Genomic DNA, 15,825 nt, shown 5'->3' on the forward strand with positions numbered 1-15,825 from the left:
AATTAACAATAACAACTGTTTTTGATAAATTTAATAAATATTGAGTTTTTAATCAGTAAGATATTTATTTTTTTGATGAAAAAACTCTATTTTCAACTATGCCGAAGCGAAAATGTAGGTTATTGCCGTTTCTGTTCTGTTACTACACAAACCCCTACTACGCCTCGTTTTTACACGTATTTCGGTTATACCCTACTATCAGTTACATTAGTATTGAATATTTTTATGAGAAATTAAAGCACACAATTCATAAAAAATGATATTTAATGAGATATTATGACATGTATCGAAATACATAAAGAAGGTGAATGACGTGAAAAGACTTCTAATTTTGTATGTCCTGCTTTCAATTTTAGCGGGCTGTTCTACAAAACAATATCCAGTTGAAAAGCATGGGTCTAACGTTGGACATGAAAATGTTAAATTAACAAAAAATATAAAAAAAACACATTCCAAAATGAACCACTTCAATCCCCAGCTCCTTCACTCCAAGAAAAGGTCATTTTAGACGTGCCATTAATATCTCAAAAACCTGAATTGAAATACGGATGCGAAGTTACGAGCTTAGCGATGGTATTACAGTACGCTGGTATTAAAGTGAATAAAATGCAGTTAGCTAACAGTATCAAAAAAGATACTACCCCGCTGTCTATGAATAAAAACGGAGACATCATTCAATGGGGGAATCCTAAAGAAGGGTTCGTTGGAGATATAACGGGTAAAACTAAGGGATATGCTGTCTACGTCCAACCGTTACAAGAATTGATGGAACGTTATCTTCCAAATCGCACAGTGAACTTAACAGGAGAAGCTTTCAATGATGTGCTAGCTCAAATCAAAATGGATAAACCTGTAGTGGTTTGGACGACCGGGGATTACAAAGTTCCGGATAGATGGGAGTCTTGGAAACATGGGAACAAACAAATCACAGCTCCTCTGGATTTACACGCCGTTGTACTTATAGGTTTTGAGGATGGGTACATTTATATTAATGATCCTTTAAGCGGGAAAAAAGCGCATAAGGTAAACCAAGAAACTTTCATTCAATCTTGGGATGCATTGGGAAAACAAGCCTTATCATATCGTTAACGAATTCAAATTCGTTTAATATTTATAAGAGTCCAAAGTAAAGAACGTGAATTTTGGGCGCTAAGTGATTACCCTCATGAGAAAGTGGATTTTTTTATTAAGTTAAGAAAACAGATCAACCCTAAAACGAAAAAATGTGCTTTTTTGTTACAAGCTAACACAAATTTTCGTTCTAGGGGCGCTATAAAATTTTAAGTGGATGGAGATTTTTTCTACCTTTATTAGGGGGGAGAATAAGCTTTTCCTGTTTTGCTAGTGGAGGGATGAATGTATTACTATGAAGTTAATTATCCAACTAAACGGTTTGCTCCTGATCCATGGTATAAAGAAAAGGCACTCAAATGAGCACCTTTTCTTTATTGATGAAATTCGATAAGTTGTTAGTTTTCCAAGCTAACCATAACAAATACAACAGCTTCGAATTAATTATGTCATATATCTATTTATTAGTTTTTGAGAAAATAAGAATTGATAATAAGTGGACCTTGTAGGACTTGAACCTACGACCGGACGGTTATGAGCCGTCTGCTCTAACCATCTGAGCTAAAGGTCCATGGTAAGCGATTAGTTTTCCAAGCTAATCGCGATAATGAAGTATACCGAGATAAGTATATATTATTTTGAATAGAAAGAAAAGACACCCTAACGAATGCCTTTCTCCGGATTGATACCCACTTCAATTTTCACAAAATGTATTGGACTCCCATCCAATTATATTTTACTACATGGGATATGGAAACCAAAAGAAAAATAGGGGTCATATGAAAATAAATTGCAATTCTTCGCCATTAAAAACATTCTTTTTTAAATTGTCAAAACGAATCCACAAATATAGTGGATTCGTTTTTGTTTTTTCTGAAGAGAACAAGGTAATGAAAAACGAGTTAGAATTTACAAATCTATTACCATCACACCGTTTTCACTGTAACAAAAACGACCATTTTTGTTACAGTCATTGTTAGTGAGTTATAAAGTTAAGCAAGCTAGCAATCTTAGTGTAACAAAAATATGTAACAAAATTAATTTGTAACAATATCTATTTTAGAACATTTTTGATACAATAAAACTGAAAAAAGGAGGAATTATATGAAATTTGGATATATGCGAGTATCTATAATTGATCAAAATTTAGATCGCCAGGAACAACAACTAAAAGAGGCTGGGTGCGAGCGTATGTTTTTTGAAAAAGTAGCAGGAACCAAGCGAGATCGTCTTGAGTTAAATCGTATGTTAGAGTTTCTACGTAACGGAGATACAGTGGTAGTAACAGACTTGACTCGACTTTCATCCTTCATTTCTCTGAATTGCAGATGATAACTCTTTATGTGTCACAGTGCGTGGATATTGACTAAAAAGGATTTCTGTAATAATTGTTTCATTATAAGTTAAAGTAACTCGCCTTTTTTTAAGTGGATCTCTAACCTTTCTGGGTAGAATATTAATTCTTCTACCTTTATAAAGCGTTCTGGTGGATTTAAAACAAATTCATCATATTCACGACACAAATATCTTTTTATTTTTGCTACTATTACTCCATAAATAAAAGGTGGGATTAAACAATCATCTTCTGCTCCTAAAATTACTATATATGGATGAAATGGATATAAATATCCCATCAATTTTTCAAAGTTATTAACAATTACTACTTCACTATTATCCTGTTCTAAATATATTTTTAATGTAGATGAAAAGTTAACATCCCCCTCAACAATCAAAATTTTATACATAGCCATCGCTCCTAAGATATCCTTTTATCCATGTTTTTTAGCAATACAATACTATTCTACCTGCATACTAGTTATATTCCTGTATGTTCTCCAAGTAACCAAATTTTTTTCTAAAACCTTTGTCCTATCTCCAATACTCATTTTGAATAAATATAAAAATACATATTGTATAATGTGGATATTAAATGCCTATTTCTATTGTTTATTTTACATTAAATTTCTCTTTCACTTTTGCAGGTAGGTCCTCTTTCTGTACTTCTTCCCAGGACTTTACACCTTTTTCTTCAGAGTGGTATACGAGAAGAAAAGCTTGTTTACGAAGATTTTTTTGGGCCTTAAATTCTAACTCTTTTTCCTTACCATTTTCATCAAAACCTACTAAATTATATGTAAATTCCTTCCCCATTACTTCACCCTCTATGGATTTTGCAACTCCTTCTTTTCCATCAACAGTGATATGAACATAATATTTATCTGTTCCAAAACGATTTAAACTACATCCAACTAGCAAACTAGTAAATACAGCGAAAATGCTTATAAATATAATAATTCTTTTCAATTACTTCACCTCATATTGTTTATATGTATAGGTTAAGCTCTTGCTTCTAATTAAGAAATCTAAAAACCTTACATAAACATTACAATTTTGTAATATTAAAATTTAATATATAATTTTAATATAAACATATAAGAATTTATTTTTGAGATAATTGATGTAACTGATTTAATTAAGTATCTACTAAATATTCAAGTTATCGATTATGCTATATACCTGTTTAACCTCTTTTTAAGTTCTTTCTTTTTAAGATCGATAATCGAATAAAAAACTTCTATAAATAGGAACTTTTATAATTACAGAAAAACACGGGAATCATCCTTCTTAAGAAGCCAATTTTGCAATTTCTAATATATTCTTTTTAAACCTTACAAAAATGTAATGTTTCTGTAAGGTTATTAAATTTTTATTTTAGAATAAACAAGCTACATTAAATATTGATATTTAAATAGCGAGGTGAGTAATATAAAATACTCTATTATATTAACTACCATTTTGGTGTTGTTTATCACATTGTTAGTGAGCTACAATTTAATCTTTAGCGAAAAAAAGCAGTTTTATGTTCAGATTACAAAAAATGGCGAAGAAGGTGTTAAGAAATCTATAGATGGCCTTGCTATAGGAAAGGCATATATTTATAAATTAACCGCCTTTGACAATAATGGCGAAGAAAAACAATTAGAAGTTAGGGCAAGTAAAAACTTACGTAAAAATGCATTTCTACGTGTATACTACTCAGATGTGGAAAAAACTGTTGAATCTTGGGAGGAAGTTACGGAAGTAAAACTTCCTCTCAAAGCAAAGGAAAAGTTAGAAAGAAAATAAAAAATGTGATGAAAAATATGTATTAAAAGGGGTTTTTATACATAATTAGATTAATATAATCTTAAATTCCTTTGTTAATGCACAAGGATAAAAAATCTAACCTGAACTTTATAGATATATACTCTTTTAAATAGAGGAGAAAATTAGGACTACGAAAATTTTTATACTATAAAATAAGTGTAGAGATTTCCTTCATTAAAAAAGGTGATTCTAAATGAATTTAGGATCACTTTTTATGAAATATGATTCTTTATTTGCTTAGGATCCGCTTTATTATAATAACCATGCCTTACAACTTGCCTAACATCATCTACTTCAATATCCATCATTTCTGTAATATCTACAACAATTGTATTTTGCAGAACATTTACTACAAATCCTGTTAATTGTAAACTCGGATTTTTACGATATAAAAATTGAACGTAATCTCCAATTTTTATTTTTGTTTCATGCTTCATTTCATGTCCCCCTAAATTATCGTTAAGTATTCCATAGTTTCCCCCTATTTTGCTTCTTCATACTAGTTAGTGAGTATATAAAATAAAGAATACTTAATCTTCTTTCATAGCTTCAGCTGCAGCATTGGATTTTCGAATGATTTATAACATACTTTTTAATTTGTTTCTCAATATAGAAACAGATGGTAAATCTAAGTTTTATATAGAAGTTAAGCAAGGGATGTAATATTATAAATATTAAGAAAGTCTTTGACTTTTTCTCCTTATGAAAAAGATAAGATCCTACTCTCTGATCTTATCTTTTTTATTTTGGATTTGTAATACAAAAAAGAGCATCCCTATAACAAGGATGCTGCAACAGGAAAGAACAAACATATAATAATAAAAAGAATTACTTATATTATAATTTGATAATGAAACAATTAATATTGAGAAAATTCAAAAATGGTTGAATATCTCTCTGTACTTACTTACAATTGATTAAGAGCTGGGTAGTATTCTGTCATCTATTCCTTTTTAAAGAAGATTGATCTCAATCTTCTTTTTTTATTTTTGTTTTTGCCTTTCTCCTTCAAAAAACAAAAAGAGTTATCTGATAATTGTGGAAATCGCTTGTTTGTAAACCAGTTGTCGCTTACCCTGAACCATCATAAGAACCGTAAATTTATCTGTTGCAACAATTTTCCCGCGTATCGGAACTCCACTCTTTAAAAATATGGTGCAGTCCCCCTTTTTTACTTTTAATTGTTCATACGTATCTCCTTGTAGGTTATACATGAAAACGCCCCCAATTTTTATATATTTTCAATACTTGCTACTATATAACTATCGTAACACAATTAAATACAAATACCGCTCTAGGCACGTATTTCGCAATAAAATAATTGAAAATACAGAAAACCAATTATCCTTTCTAAAAAGCTTATTTAACTTGTATTAGTAAATACAAGTTAAATAAGCACTGTAGCAAATATCACCAAGGAGTAAAATTAAACAACAGTAATCGGTTTATTTGACTATTCATTCCTGGAATTAGTCTTGGTCAAGATTACTCTTTTTTCATTTCGATTCATCTGAATATTTCTAAATAATAAACGCATACTATACATAGGCGATAAGCCATAATTCATTTAATTTGTCCCAGTATTTCTTCTCTTTTCTTCTCTTTTCTTTTCTTTTCTTTTCTTTTCTTTTCTTTTCTGTATTGAGCAGTTAGTCTACCCTAACTGCTCTTTTTCTTTTTTTAGCTTGTCACCACTTAAAAGTATAAGCATATAATAATTAGGTGAAAGCTTTTTCATTCATATGACCCTCCCTAAAAAGAGCACTTGTGTAAGGTGCTTTTTTAGTACATATAATTTTTTCAACATTCAACATATAGAAGTAATGAATTGTATTTAATATTATATAAGTGACCTCAACGTAAACTTTACTATTAATTTTTCCTAAAAGGGCGTACTCTCGCAACAGGCCCTTTTTAAAATGAGTTTTTATTACATGTTTCGTATCTCAAAAAACTTACATATAATGTAATGTACTCTTTACCAGCAAGAGTACTCTCGTTTTCATGAGCGTTTAAAAACAAGCGTTACTTTTATTCACTTTTTTTGCTAAGGTACATACAATATACATAGTCACCTCAGTATTAGTCATAGGGCGCCTTATAGGGTGCTCTTTATTTTTTATGCAACTAACACAAGCCATTGTGTTAGAGCTGTTTCAAATTCCTCATAAATTACATACATTAAAATGAGTAGTCGTTACTCTATACTTCATTTACAAATAAAAAAATTAAAAAGGTATGGAAAATATCCATACCTTATATCTAAAATTAAAGTTTTTCCATACAATGTAACTCTACAACCGCTTGTTTTACATAAATTTTTAAATAAGCTCTAAATAATAGAGTTTTTACTTTTTTTCAGTTACATTTAAATATTTTTTTCAAACTAAGATTATTTTCTTTTAGATAATTTATTGCATCTTTGTTCACTGATCGTAAATCTATGCCTTGTTTCTCTGCGGCAAATGAACATCCACAATAACATTGACGGAAAACATCATATTCATTACACATTTCAATTGAACATTGATATCCGTTCCTTTTTTGAAATCACTTGGTAAATAACGTGAATCATAATTTTGTTGCACACCAACTCCAAGTTCATTTATTAATTGACTATTTTTATTTTTAGAAAGAGTAATCGCACTACCGAAGTAATCAAATCCTCTTTCTTGTGCTACCTCAGTTGAACGATCCAATCTCATATCAAAGCAGGCTGCACAACGAAGTCCACCTTCTGGCTCTTCTGCTAAACCTTTTTTTAACCATTTTAAAAAATACATTTGAACGATAGTCATCTTCAATAAACCCTACTGTATGCCCTGTACGGTCATTGAACTTTTCTACAAAAATCTTTTGTTCATTAGAGCGGCGCATATATTCACTTTTTGGATGGATATTCGAGTTTGAGAAGAAGATTGTAACATCTGCATGTTCTGCAAGAAATTCCAGTGAAGAGGTACTACAAGGAGCACAACATGAATGCAGTAATACTTTTGGTCTGTCGTTCTTTGCTTCCCAATCTTTAATCATTTTTCTTAATACTTTGTCATAATTTATTTTCTGGTTCTTCATTTTCTTTAAATATGCTTCAACATCTAACACTTCTTTCATACCTAAACCTCCTGCTTATTTTTTCGTTTATTGTATCACCTAGATTTTTTAATAGATAGTGAATAGGCAGCTCTGTATTTAATATGGGTTTTGGGATGAGTTTTGGAAATGTTTAAAAAAAGAAATCTTAATGATTATTATACCCTCCAATAACAAATTAAAGAAAATATTTACTTGCTATCGATAAACCCCTTTTATCTTTATATAACATACATATTTTACGTACAACTGGTGGTAAGATTGATTTTGTTATAATATTATACGAACATCTACCTAAAACAAGTTACAGTAAAATTGACATACCAGGTCCTTCTTCAATCATAGGCATAATTGTCATGTACTCAGTACTGGATGTTAGGTTCAAGAGATTTTTTGAAATGGTTAAATACTTCATTTGTTTCTCCTTCACCTAAAGGTATATAAGGCTCTTCTATGAAATCTTCTAATACTATGCACATTTTAACTGGACAAGCATATATTATTGTATGGTAATCAAATAGTCATATAGTCTACCTACCTTTCTAAGAGCGCATATACAAATGTGCTCTTATTATTTATCGTCAAATCTTTATTTTAAATATACTCACATTTTGTATAAAACAAGCATATATTTATATAGACAGGACATAGCTTTTTATTACGCATGCACAAAGATTGTGCATGCTTTTTTCGCATATATATATATAAATTTACACTAAAATTGCACATGCACTAAAAATATACATACGATATATTGCTGCCAGATACTCACTTTTTACTATGCGTTTTGGTCAAAGATCGCTTTCCCAGGCGACCTTTCCTATTTGAATACGGATATTATTTTAAAACATATTTACCCAAAAAAGGTCTCATATACTTTTAAAGGTATTCTTATTAGTGATATGGAGTGCTCTGGTCAAGCACTCCTATTTTTATGCTTACAAAATAACTTTTCTGAAAATGCTTTTGCTCTGCTGGAAGACGGCAAGAAACTTTTTAATATCGTACTGTTATTGGCTTTCCTTTTGACTCATAGTTTTGCAATGTTTCCGGAATTGTATCAGCTTCTCGTAAAGCTTCAACCTGTGCCCGGCATCTTCTATTGCTATATCCGCACCTTGGCCTTGATTATGAAGTATTACGTGTGCAACATCCCCAAGTAACGTTATAAAATTTGAACTCCAATTTTGTATTGGCTCTCTATTATATAATGCACGGGCATTTTGATTGTAGATACCCCATCTTGGATAACTAAAGGATTGGAATCCTACTTTCCAATTTAATTTTTTATCCGTAAGTATCTCTAAGACAATCTTATACCTTGCTTCATCATAAGACACAATTCCTTTCCAAGCAAAGCTACCTGTGATACTTGCATCATTTGATTTAATGGGTTCTCTTTACCTTATGTTTTTAAGAATTAATTGAGATGGTTCTTTTAAAAATAATAAACGCCCTAGAATAAAAAATATCCCTTTGGAGGAACAAATCTAAAGGGATATTATCATAACTTTTTTAGAAATATCGCAATTTTATTTTAAACAGCTCATCTTTTTTATATGTATCGTAACTTTATGTCAATTCCACACTAGTAAATATATATTATGAAATATTCCTCTCCATGCTTCTTATATAAAGAAAAGGCACTCTAGAGTGCCTTTCTCCGACTTGAACCACCATACTTTTAATAACATCGCTTTTAAAAATCACAAATATATCTTCAATCTTCCATATATTATTTTAACATATTTATACATAAGTGGTATTGATAAAAAATAAATATACATTAAGTTTGTTCTTGTATTTTTAATTTATTGTATTTTTGTAAAAATTTTTAGGAATATATCACTTGTATTTACGTTAAGATATTTTAACCCCTATTTATAAGAGTCTTAGGAGGCTACGTGTTATGTCTAGTAATTTTAATATGAACTATAATTATTACGAAAGGAGTGTTGAAATCTTAGAATTATTGAGTAGTTCCATTCGTTTATTAATTGTGCGCGAATTGATTATAAGTGGCACTTTGACAATTCCTGATTTAAGTGCTGCAATACATATTTCAGAAAATGAAATTTTACAACACGTACAAAAACTTACTAAGGGTAAGGTTATCACTAGTGAACGTAAAGGTAAACGGATTTATTGTAGAATAGATGATCAAAAAGTTATTGATATTATCAATTTATTACTAATATCCCGTTAGTTTTTATTAGAGAGCTTTAAAAAAGTTTGAAGTGAAACACTGAGAAGCTCTTTTGGCAAGGTTAATCTTGTACGCAGGGACCGAATGGCCTAGTTTTCACACTCTATTTTCTTACTTCATACGGTTGAGCAAGAAGAATTCTTTCGGTAAATCCGTTACATTCATATTATTGATTAGATGTTATTAATTATTTTTTATTGGCTTAAATATCTATTCCAATTAATTTACCATGTATATCTAAACGAACGTATACCTCCATTTTTAAAAGGTGAACATTGTATAAACGTTCTTTATATGTCGATATGTCAAAGTGTTTCCCATTTAATTCACACTCTAGAATAATCATATCTCCATGTTCTCTCCAATTTACTAATTTAGCAGTTGTAATCATGTATAATCCTCCTCTAAATTATTCTATGAAAAGCAATAGAGACAAGTGTGAGAAATGAGTTTATAACAAGAAAAGACACTATAGGATGTCTTGCTTCGACTTGAACAATGTTAATTAAAATACTGTGTATCATATGGCTAATCCAACAGTAAACCGCTAAAATATGTTCTGAAAGTGTTTTATATAAGTTCCAATAGGCCTTATCTTCTATAACAAAAAAGTTTTCATTGTTCCCTTTATAATCTGACCTTGTTAATACTAAAGAATCAGGTATAGAATTCTAGCCATGAAATCTTCTATTTGTACATATAATATTCTTTATATCGTTCGAAATTCGATTTTTTTGTTTGTGTTGATATTGCGGATGATTTTAATGATTTAGATGCTGCTACTTGCTTTGGCATTTGCAATACGCCACGTTTCTTGAGCTCTCTATACAAACTACTCACATTGCACCTCAGTTTTTTTGCAATAGTTGGATATTCTTCTCCTTGATTAAATAATTGTACTGCTTTTTTACATTTAATATCCCATGTTGCTTCTGTCGTTTGAAACTTTTGAGTTTGTTTTTCAGCTATATTTTTTTCTGATTTGATACACTCTCTTTCTATTTTACACCGTTCGGCACTATACTGTTCTACTTCTATTTGAAGCTCACAACGCTCCTCCTGTAAACGTATCATTTGTACTTTTTTCGCAACTTCTCTCATGTTGCTCTCACCTCATTTCGTTTAATAAATTCTACCAGTACTTCAATTCCTCTTTGTTATTTGTATCTCCGTCAATGCCCATAAGTAGGCTATTGATGCTCACATTATCCTGATGACAGTTTTTAATTCAATATTTACGCAAACTACTTACATGAAATTTTAATTAATGTACATTCTTTCACTTAGACCTACAATTCATCTCATCAAAACGGTTCTACATGTCTGAATTTTCCGTTTTCAATTCTATACAAATGTTAATGATATGATAAAATAATAAATGAAAAAGAGTATAGATTTAAAAGAAGCCAATTAGATTAAAAATTGGCTTTCTTCTTGTTAACAACTACAACAAAATGCTCTTTAAATTTTTATTAGCTGTCAGTTTTAAAGAAAAACTAAATTGGTTCCATCTTTACATAATTGTAAACTATGGTAAATTGATAATTTAAACACAGAAAATACGCCTTTGTTTTCTATAATTATTTAATCAGCTAATTTTTCTATTGTAGGCATAACAGCAATTGGTGGTAATGATGCAGTCCAACCAACTGCATATACATTTAATTTTTCACCTAATTTGTATTGTTCGGTATTGGAAATAGGCACTCTTAAGATCTTATTCTGAGAAACTAACTCCCACCAATCATTTTGATAAGCAAGTGCTTCATCCTTTGTAGAAGTGGCAGCAACTACCAAATAATTGTTGTCTACCGAGATAACATATCCAGTAAAAGGATCTTGTTCTTGTTTTTGAATAGAATGAACAGGCTTGCTACTTGACAGAATTCTGATTAGATTCTGCAAAAACTGGTGATAATCCGACAGTAAATCCACATCCTAATGTTAAAGCTGTTACACTCGTTACTAACCTTTGTTTTTTGGTAAACATAATATAAATCCCCCTTTTATTTTATTTTATCCCTACACTACCCACATTCTATTTACATATTAATAAAGCCTTTTAATATTAAGGTACTTAACAAAGTTGTAACAATATTTCCATTAATGGTAATATTACCTATAAACAGAAGTTGTTTTATGTTATAATTCACTAGGTGAACTATTATTGTTCCTTTCATTACTTGATGAATGTATGCCCTTCCTTAATTGTAAATATGTTTGATTTTATTGGTGAAGAGGGAAGATATCCCTCTTCTTTTTTTGCTCTTATAAATAAATCCTCATGTTATATAAAAATTAATGATATCAAATATTATCTAAAATAATACCATGTCTGGTGAACTTTGAATTTTAATAAAAAAATCCACGCTAAACTAGACTCATATACTCACACCATCCTTTCTAGACGAGCATAAGATGTACTAACGAACGAAAGGGGGTCATATTATGGGGTTTGGTTTTGGTGGAGGCTGTGACTTTAACAGATGTAATAGTCATAGAGAACAGCCTAGAAGAGAAGAAAATCGAAATAACAACAATAACGGTAGCCCAGAGTTGTTACAATTTTTAAGAACATTAACTCCTGGAACTTGTCTTGTTATTCAGTACGATTGTCAACCACCTACAAGTGCAACATTCCAAGGGTTCCAAGGTAACAATGTAATAATCCTTTCAGATTTTGATTGTTTCCCTGGATTAGCACGTATTGCAATCAATAAAATTAACGTAGTCTCTGTAAATTCTCCTGATTGCAGCCGTTTCTGCTGTAAACGTAAAAAATGCGATCATCACAGTCCTTGTGATGAATATGAAATCTAAAAGTTAATAAATCAGAAAATAAATTCTTTTAATTTATAAGCTTACTTTTTGCAAGAAAAACACCTATTAATAAAAATAGGTGTTTTTCATTTGTATTTTTTATTGAAATAAACAATAGTAACAAACCAATTAATAAATACAAACATACAATAATGTAAGGGACAGCATCCAAGCGTTCCAAACACCCGTGCCAAGAGATAAAACTACGAACTATCTCTTGGCACTTTTTATAAAAAATTAAAATAATTTTTTTCAAATTGTACAAGCTTATTTACAAACTATTCATAAGATAATATTAAGGATTTATTAATCCTTAAACTCCACCAATAGCTCCACCTATAATTTACCCGCGGTATAAAAGTAAAACAGAGTGATATATATCACTCTGTTTTACTTTTATATTATAATTTTCTAAATTTAGAATTTCTATAATTCTTCCTCTCAATATTAAGAGCAAAATAAATCTATCTACATGTATTTCTTACTTCTCCTTTAAATCCATTTTTCATATAATCTTGCTATTTATATACAATAAACACCATCTTTATCCAATCACTTGTTCTAATCTTGCATATATTATTGGTAAAATCATTTAATGTTACAAAGGAGTTATGCTAATGGAAACTACCAATGGTAAGCCTTATGTAAACACTAACGAAGGAGTATTTAATTCTATAAAATTACAAGAAGCTATTGATCAGGCTTTTCGAATACCTGTATTTTTAAGCACAGTAAATACTTTAAATCAATTACAACAATGTTTGGATCGACTCATCTTAGAAATTGAACAAGCTCTTTTATTCCCTCGTACTATACCGCGAAGTGATCAATACCCGGAATCCCCATTGACAAGTATACGACGAATGATATTATCCAGCTATGGTTTAATAGCAATAAACTTCCAAAGATTTTTCATCCAAGGAGTTAAAACAAACGTAGGAGCATTTCAACCTGTAGAACCATTTTGAGAAGGAACTCCTTTTTCACAAATCGAACCTTCTATGGGTTATCAATATGGACTTCCCTTATTATTGATACGAGAGATAGGAACTGATAATAACAGAGGTATTTGGCAACTAGGAAATGCTCCATTCTTAATTTTAGATTGGAATTCTGAAACTCAATCCATAGATTCATTTTTTAACAGTGTCTCATGGAAACAATTCTTTACTAATTGGACAGGTCATGTAAGAAACGGTCATTACCTTCAGACAGAACCAAAATTTAAATACTAATCTATTTTTATAAAAAGCCTTTCATTAATATACTAAGTAATACAGTTAACAATCCACCTATGATTAAACGCAACACCCACGTAGTATTAGCACTTATTTTTTCTAGTTGTTTATTGATAGTTAAAATCTCCTTTTCATTTACCAATATCCTTGATTCTAAAACTCTTATATCATGTTGCATCTCTTTTTGATCTAATTTTAATTGTTGTATCTTATTATTTAATTCACGAAGTTCTTCTATGCATAGTCCCCCTTCTCTAAGCTTGTCTTATATTACTGTAAATAAAAAGTTACTTAATATTTATATGCTGCTTAAATTATCGAGTATAGATTTTCTTCTTAATTTCCACTTTTAATTAAAACTATATTTTTAATGCTCATAGGCATTGGATATTTGATTTACAGATTTTCAAAATGGGACAGCCCACTAACTCCCTTTAGGGGCGGGATGGGAGTTAGGTCAAATGCGATGTACAACTAAAACACAGAAGGTACGTTCTGTATGTCGAACATTTGAAATGATATAATTTTCATAATAGACAAGTAAAACTCTCTAAAACAACCTTTTTCTCTGAAAATAGAATACAAGGTTGGTGTAACAAATTCTTCTACTTCGTAAAATGTATTGAGCTGTCAAGCACAAGATGCTAAAACACATTTGAGAACTCAAAATCTGACTCGTTTGGTAATAGAACATGTGCCATATTTGCTATATGCACTGGATACGGAGTGGTGATGGTACACCGCATTTTTACACATCAGCGATACTAGAAATAGACTTGGCCTTTATTAGCAAGAATCCCACTAATGTTAGTCAGTTTGTGGTTTTAGCCGAGGAGGTGTCAAATTATAACTTATACAGTAAACTTTTGTATAGGAGATTACCTTTAGTCCGACCCAACCTCTTTATATCCTCATTCCATATAATAAAATATACATCCAAATCCTTTATGTACATAAAGGGTTTGGATGTATATAAAAAATAAGGAGCCATCATAGAGGCTCCTTATTTTTTTACAAACAACGTTGTTTCATTAAATATACATTTTAATACCTAAAAACAAAACCCATCTCTCTTTTATTGTATCCTACAAATTAGCTTTTTGGTTATAAAAAAACAAAATTAATTATTTATCAATATTTTCGAAATCTTATTAATTTTAGTAAGGGAGTTTTCACATTTGTCAGAACCTATATTTTATATTATTTAATTTGGATAAAAAATCCACGCTAAACTAGACTCATATACTCACACCATCCTTTCTAGACGAGCATAAGATATACTATCGAACGAGAGGGGGTCATATTATGGGGTTTGGTTTTGGTGGAGGCTGTGACTTTAACAGATGTAATAGTCATAGAGAACAGCCTAGAAGAGAAGAAAATCAAAATAATAACAACAATAACGGTAACCCGGAATTGTTACAATTTTTAAGAACATTAACTCCTGGAACTTGTCTTGTTATTCAGTACGATTGTCAACCGCCTACTAGTGCAACATTCCAAGGGTTCCAAGGCAACAATGTAATAATCCTTTCAGATTTTGATTGTTTCCCTGGATTAGCACGTATTGCAATCAATAAAATTAACGTAGTCTCTGTAAATTCTCCTGATTGCAGCCGTTTCTGCTGTAAACGCAAAAAATGTAGAGATTGCGATCATCATCACAGTCTTTGTGATGATGAATATGAATTCTAAAAATTAAAAAATCAGAAAACAAATTCTTTTAATTTATAAGCTTACTTTTGCAAGAAAAACACCTATTAATAAAAATAGGTGTTTTTCATTTGTATTTTTTATTAAAATAAACAATAATAACAAACCAATTATTAAATAAAACATACAATAACGTAAGGGACAGCATCCAAGCGTTCCAAACACCCATGCCAAGAAATAAAACTACAAACTATTTCTTGGCCCCTTTTACATAAAAATAAAATAAATTTTTCCCAAAATGTACAAGCTTATTTACGCACTATTCATAAGATAATATTAAGGATTTATTAATCCTTAAACTCCACCTATAATTTACTTTCATGTAACCTCTAAATATATTTTTTGATATGTTATCAATACTTCTTTATAAATATTGTTTCAAATTGTATTTGAGCAGTCTGCTTCTTTTTTATTTTTTTATCTTTTGTTATTTTATATAGACAAATTTGTTTGTTTCTTCATACATTTGACTGACAGAGAAATCTTGAATTACATATAACATACCTTAATTAATCTTTATTTATTTTTTAAACTTCA

Annotated in this window: 14 protein-coding genes, 1 tRNA gene and 4 pseudogenes; 7 read left to right on the forward strand and 12 right to left on the reverse strand. The window is 30.2% G+C overall.

What is annotated here, in order from left to right; genetic code table 11:
- Positions 1–313: 313 nt before the first annotated feature.
- Positions 314–1,089, forward strand: a pseudogene (locus tag JFU02_RS10035) (C39 family peptidase).
- A gap of 479 nt (positions 1,090–1,568) precedes the next feature.
- On the opposite strand, the gene JFU02_RS10040 reads toward JFU02_RS10035, so the two are convergent.
- Positions 1,569–1,642, reverse strand: a tRNA-Ile gene (locus JFU02_RS10040).
- A 533-nt stretch (positions 1,643–2,175) separates the two neighbouring features.
- Here JFU02_RS10040 and JFU02_RS10045 point away from each other — a divergent pair.
- Positions 2,176–2,376, forward strand: a pseudogene (locus JFU02_RS10045) (recombinase family protein); the annotation flags it as partial.
- A 98-nt stretch (positions 2,377–2,474) separates the two neighbouring features.
- Here JFU02_RS10045 and JFU02_RS10050 read toward each other — a convergent pair.
- Both JFU02_RS10050 and JFU02_RS10055 read right to left on the reverse strand, forming a co-directional pair.
- Positions 2,475–2,816 carry a response regulator transcription factor gene (locus JFU02_RS10050; protein WP_201070978.1) on the reverse strand — a complete coding sequence of 114 codons (342 nt, stop codon included), beginning with the start codon at positions 2,814–2,816 and terminating at the stop codon, positions 2,475–2,477.
- Between the two features lie 202 nt (positions 2,817–3,018).
- Positions 3,019–3,375 (reverse strand): YxeA family protein, encoded by a 357-nt coding sequence (locus JFU02_RS10055; protein WP_201070981.1) that lies wholly within the window; start codon positions 3,373–3,375, stop codon positions 3,019–3,021.
- Between the two features lie 453 nt (positions 3,376–3,828).
- Here JFU02_RS10055 and JFU02_RS10060 point away from each other — a divergent pair, with 453 nt between their 5' ends.
- A complete protein-coding gene (locus tag JFU02_RS10060) occupies positions 3,829–4,197 on the forward strand; it encodes a YxeA family protein (RefSeq protein ID WP_201070984.1) in 369 nt (122 codons plus the stop codon).
- A gap of 233 nt (positions 4,198–4,430) precedes the next feature.
- Here JFU02_RS10060 and JFU02_RS10065 read toward each other — a convergent pair whose 3' ends face one another.
- From JFU02_RS10065 to JFU02_RS32120, 5 genes and pseudogenes are all read right to left on the reverse strand, one after another.
- On the reverse strand, positions 4,431–4,655 hold the full coding sequence (locus tag JFU02_RS10065) for a DUF2187 family protein (protein WP_201070987.1): 225 nt from the start codon (positions 4,653–4,655) through the stop codon (positions 4,431–4,433).
- A 588-nt stretch (positions 4,656–5,243) separates the two neighbouring features.
- Positions 5,244–5,432 (reverse strand): RNA chaperone Hfq, encoded by a 189-nt coding sequence (gene hfq, locus JFU02_RS10070; protein WP_201071001.1) that lies wholly within the window; start codon positions 5,430–5,432, stop codon positions 5,244–5,246.
- Between the two features lie 1,227 nt (positions 5,433–6,659).
- Positions 6,660–7,016 carry an epoxyqueuosine reductase QueH gene (locus JFU02_RS32735; protein ID WP_481748752.1) on the reverse strand — a complete coding sequence of 119 codons (357 nt, stop codon included), beginning with the start codon at positions 7,014–7,016 and terminating at the stop codon, positions 6,660–6,662.
- A complete protein-coding gene (locus tag JFU02_RS32740) occupies positions 6,925–7,332 on the reverse strand; it encodes an epoxyqueuosine reductase QueH (RefSeq protein ID WP_481748753.1) in 408 nt (135 codons plus the stop codon). The genes JFU02_RS32735 and JFU02_RS32740 overlap by 92 nt, the downstream gene beginning before the upstream one ends.
- 1,199 nt (positions 7,333–8,531) lie before the next feature.
- Positions 8,532–8,690 (reverse strand): annotated as a pseudogene (locus JFU02_RS32120) (leukocidin family pore-forming toxin); the annotation flags it as partial.
- 530 nt (positions 8,691–9,220) lie between these two features.
- Between JFU02_RS32120 and JFU02_RS10085 the strand changes: the two are divergent.
- Entirely contained in the window at positions 9,221–9,517 is a 297-nt protein-coding gene (locus JFU02_RS10085) for an ArsR/SmtB family transcription factor (protein WP_201071003.1), read from the forward strand.
- 202 nt (positions 9,518–9,719) lie between these two features.
- Here JFU02_RS10085 and JFU02_RS10090 read toward each other — a convergent pair whose 3' ends face one another.
- From JFU02_RS10090 to JFU02_RS10100, 3 genes and pseudogenes are all read right to left on the reverse strand, one after another.
- On the reverse strand, positions 9,720–9,908 hold the full coding sequence (locus JFU02_RS10090; protein WP_201071005.1) for a hypothetical protein: 189 nt from the start codon (positions 9,906–9,908) through the stop codon (positions 9,720–9,722).
- A 296-nt stretch (positions 9,909–10,204) separates the two neighbouring features.
- Positions 10,205–10,618, reverse strand: coding sequence for a hypothetical protein (locus JFU02_RS10095; RefSeq protein ID WP_201071007.1), 414 nt, complete (start codon positions 10,616–10,618; stop codon positions 10,205–10,207).
- A 483-nt stretch (positions 10,619–11,101) separates the two neighbouring features.
- Positions 11,102–11,507 (reverse strand): annotated as a pseudogene (locus tag JFU02_RS10100) (DUF3221 domain-containing protein).
- A 458-nt stretch (positions 11,508–11,965) separates the two neighbouring features.
- Here JFU02_RS10100 and JFU02_RS10105 point away from each other — a divergent pair.
- Positions 11,966–12,337: a hypothetical protein gene (locus JFU02_RS10105; RefSeq protein ID WP_201071008.1), complete on the forward strand. Its 372-nt coding sequence runs from the start codon at positions 11,966–11,968 to the stop codon at positions 12,335–12,337.
- A 617-nt stretch (positions 12,338–12,954) separates the two neighbouring features.
- The gene (locus JFU02_RS32125) at positions 12,955–13,305 is read left to right on the forward strand and encodes a hypothetical protein (protein ID WP_242488082.1); all 351 of its coding nucleotides are present in this window, start codon (positions 12,955–12,957) and stop codon (positions 13,303–13,305) included.
- Between the two features lie 274 nt (positions 13,306–13,579).
- Here the strand turns inward: JFU02_RS32125 and JFU02_RS10115 are convergent, their stop codons facing one another.
- Positions 13,580–13,813, reverse strand: coding sequence for a hemolysin XhlA family protein (locus JFU02_RS10115; RefSeq protein WP_201072144.1), 234 nt, complete (start codon positions 13,811–13,813; stop codon positions 13,580–13,582).
- Positions 13,814–14,880: 1,067 nt separating this feature from the next.
- Here JFU02_RS10115 and JFU02_RS10120 point away from each other — a divergent pair.
- Complete coding sequence (locus tag JFU02_RS10120; protein ID WP_201071010.1) at positions 14,881–15,270, forward strand: hypothetical protein; 390 nt, start codon at positions 14,881–14,883, stop codon at positions 15,268–15,270.
- Positions 15,271–15,825: the final 555 nt, after the last annotated feature.

Origin of the sequence: Bacillus sp. TH13 (assembly GCF_016651175.1) — a bacterium.
Lineage (GTDB): Bacteria > Bacillota > Bacilli > Bacillales > Bacillaceae_G > Bacillus_A > Bacillus_A thuringiensis_S.

Bases quoted from the DNA above. Each gene is read 5' to 3' on its own strand.
- JFU02_RS10050 (WP_201070978.1), bottom strand. From the start codon at position 2,816: ATGTATAAAATTTTGATTGTTGAGGGGGATGTTAACTTTTCATCTACA.
- JFU02_RS10065 (WP_201070987.1), bottom strand. From the start codon at position 4,655: ATGAAGCATGAAACAAAAATAAAAATTGGAGATTACGTTCAATTTTTA.
- hfq (WP_201071001.1), bottom strand. From the start codon at position 5,432: ATGTATAACCTACAAGGAGATACGTATGAACAATTAAAAGTAAAAAAG.
- JFU02_RS32735 (WP_481748752.1), bottom strand. From the start codon at position 7,016: ATGACTATCGTTCAAATGTATTTTTTAAAATGGTTAAAAAAAGGTTTA.
- JFU02_RS32740 (WP_481748753.1), bottom strand. From the start codon at position 7,332: ATGAAAGAAGTGTTAGATGTTGAAGCATATTTAAAGAAAATGAAGAAC.
- JFU02_RS10085 (WP_201071003.1), top strand. From the start codon at position 9,221: ATGTCTAGTAATTTTAATATGAACTATAATTATTACGAAAGGAGTGTT.
- JFU02_RS10090 (WP_201071005.1), bottom strand. From the start codon at position 9,908: ATGATTACAACTGCTAAATTAGTAAATTGGAGAGAACATGGAGATATG.
- JFU02_RS10095 (WP_201071007.1), bottom strand. From the start codon at position 10,618: ATGAGAGAAGTTGCGAAAAAAGTACAAATGATACGTTTACAGGAGGAG.
- JFU02_RS10105 (WP_201071008.1), top strand. From the start codon at position 11,966: ATGGGGTTTGGTTTTGGTGGAGGCTGTGACTTTAACAGATGTAATAGT.
- JFU02_RS32125 (WP_242488082.1), top strand. From the start codon at position 12,955: ATGGAAACTACCAATGGTAAGCCTTATGTAAACACTAACGAAGGAGTA.
- JFU02_RS10120 (WP_201071010.1), top strand. From the start codon at position 14,881: ATGGGGTTTGGTTTTGGTGGAGGCTGTGACTTTAACAGATGTAATAGT.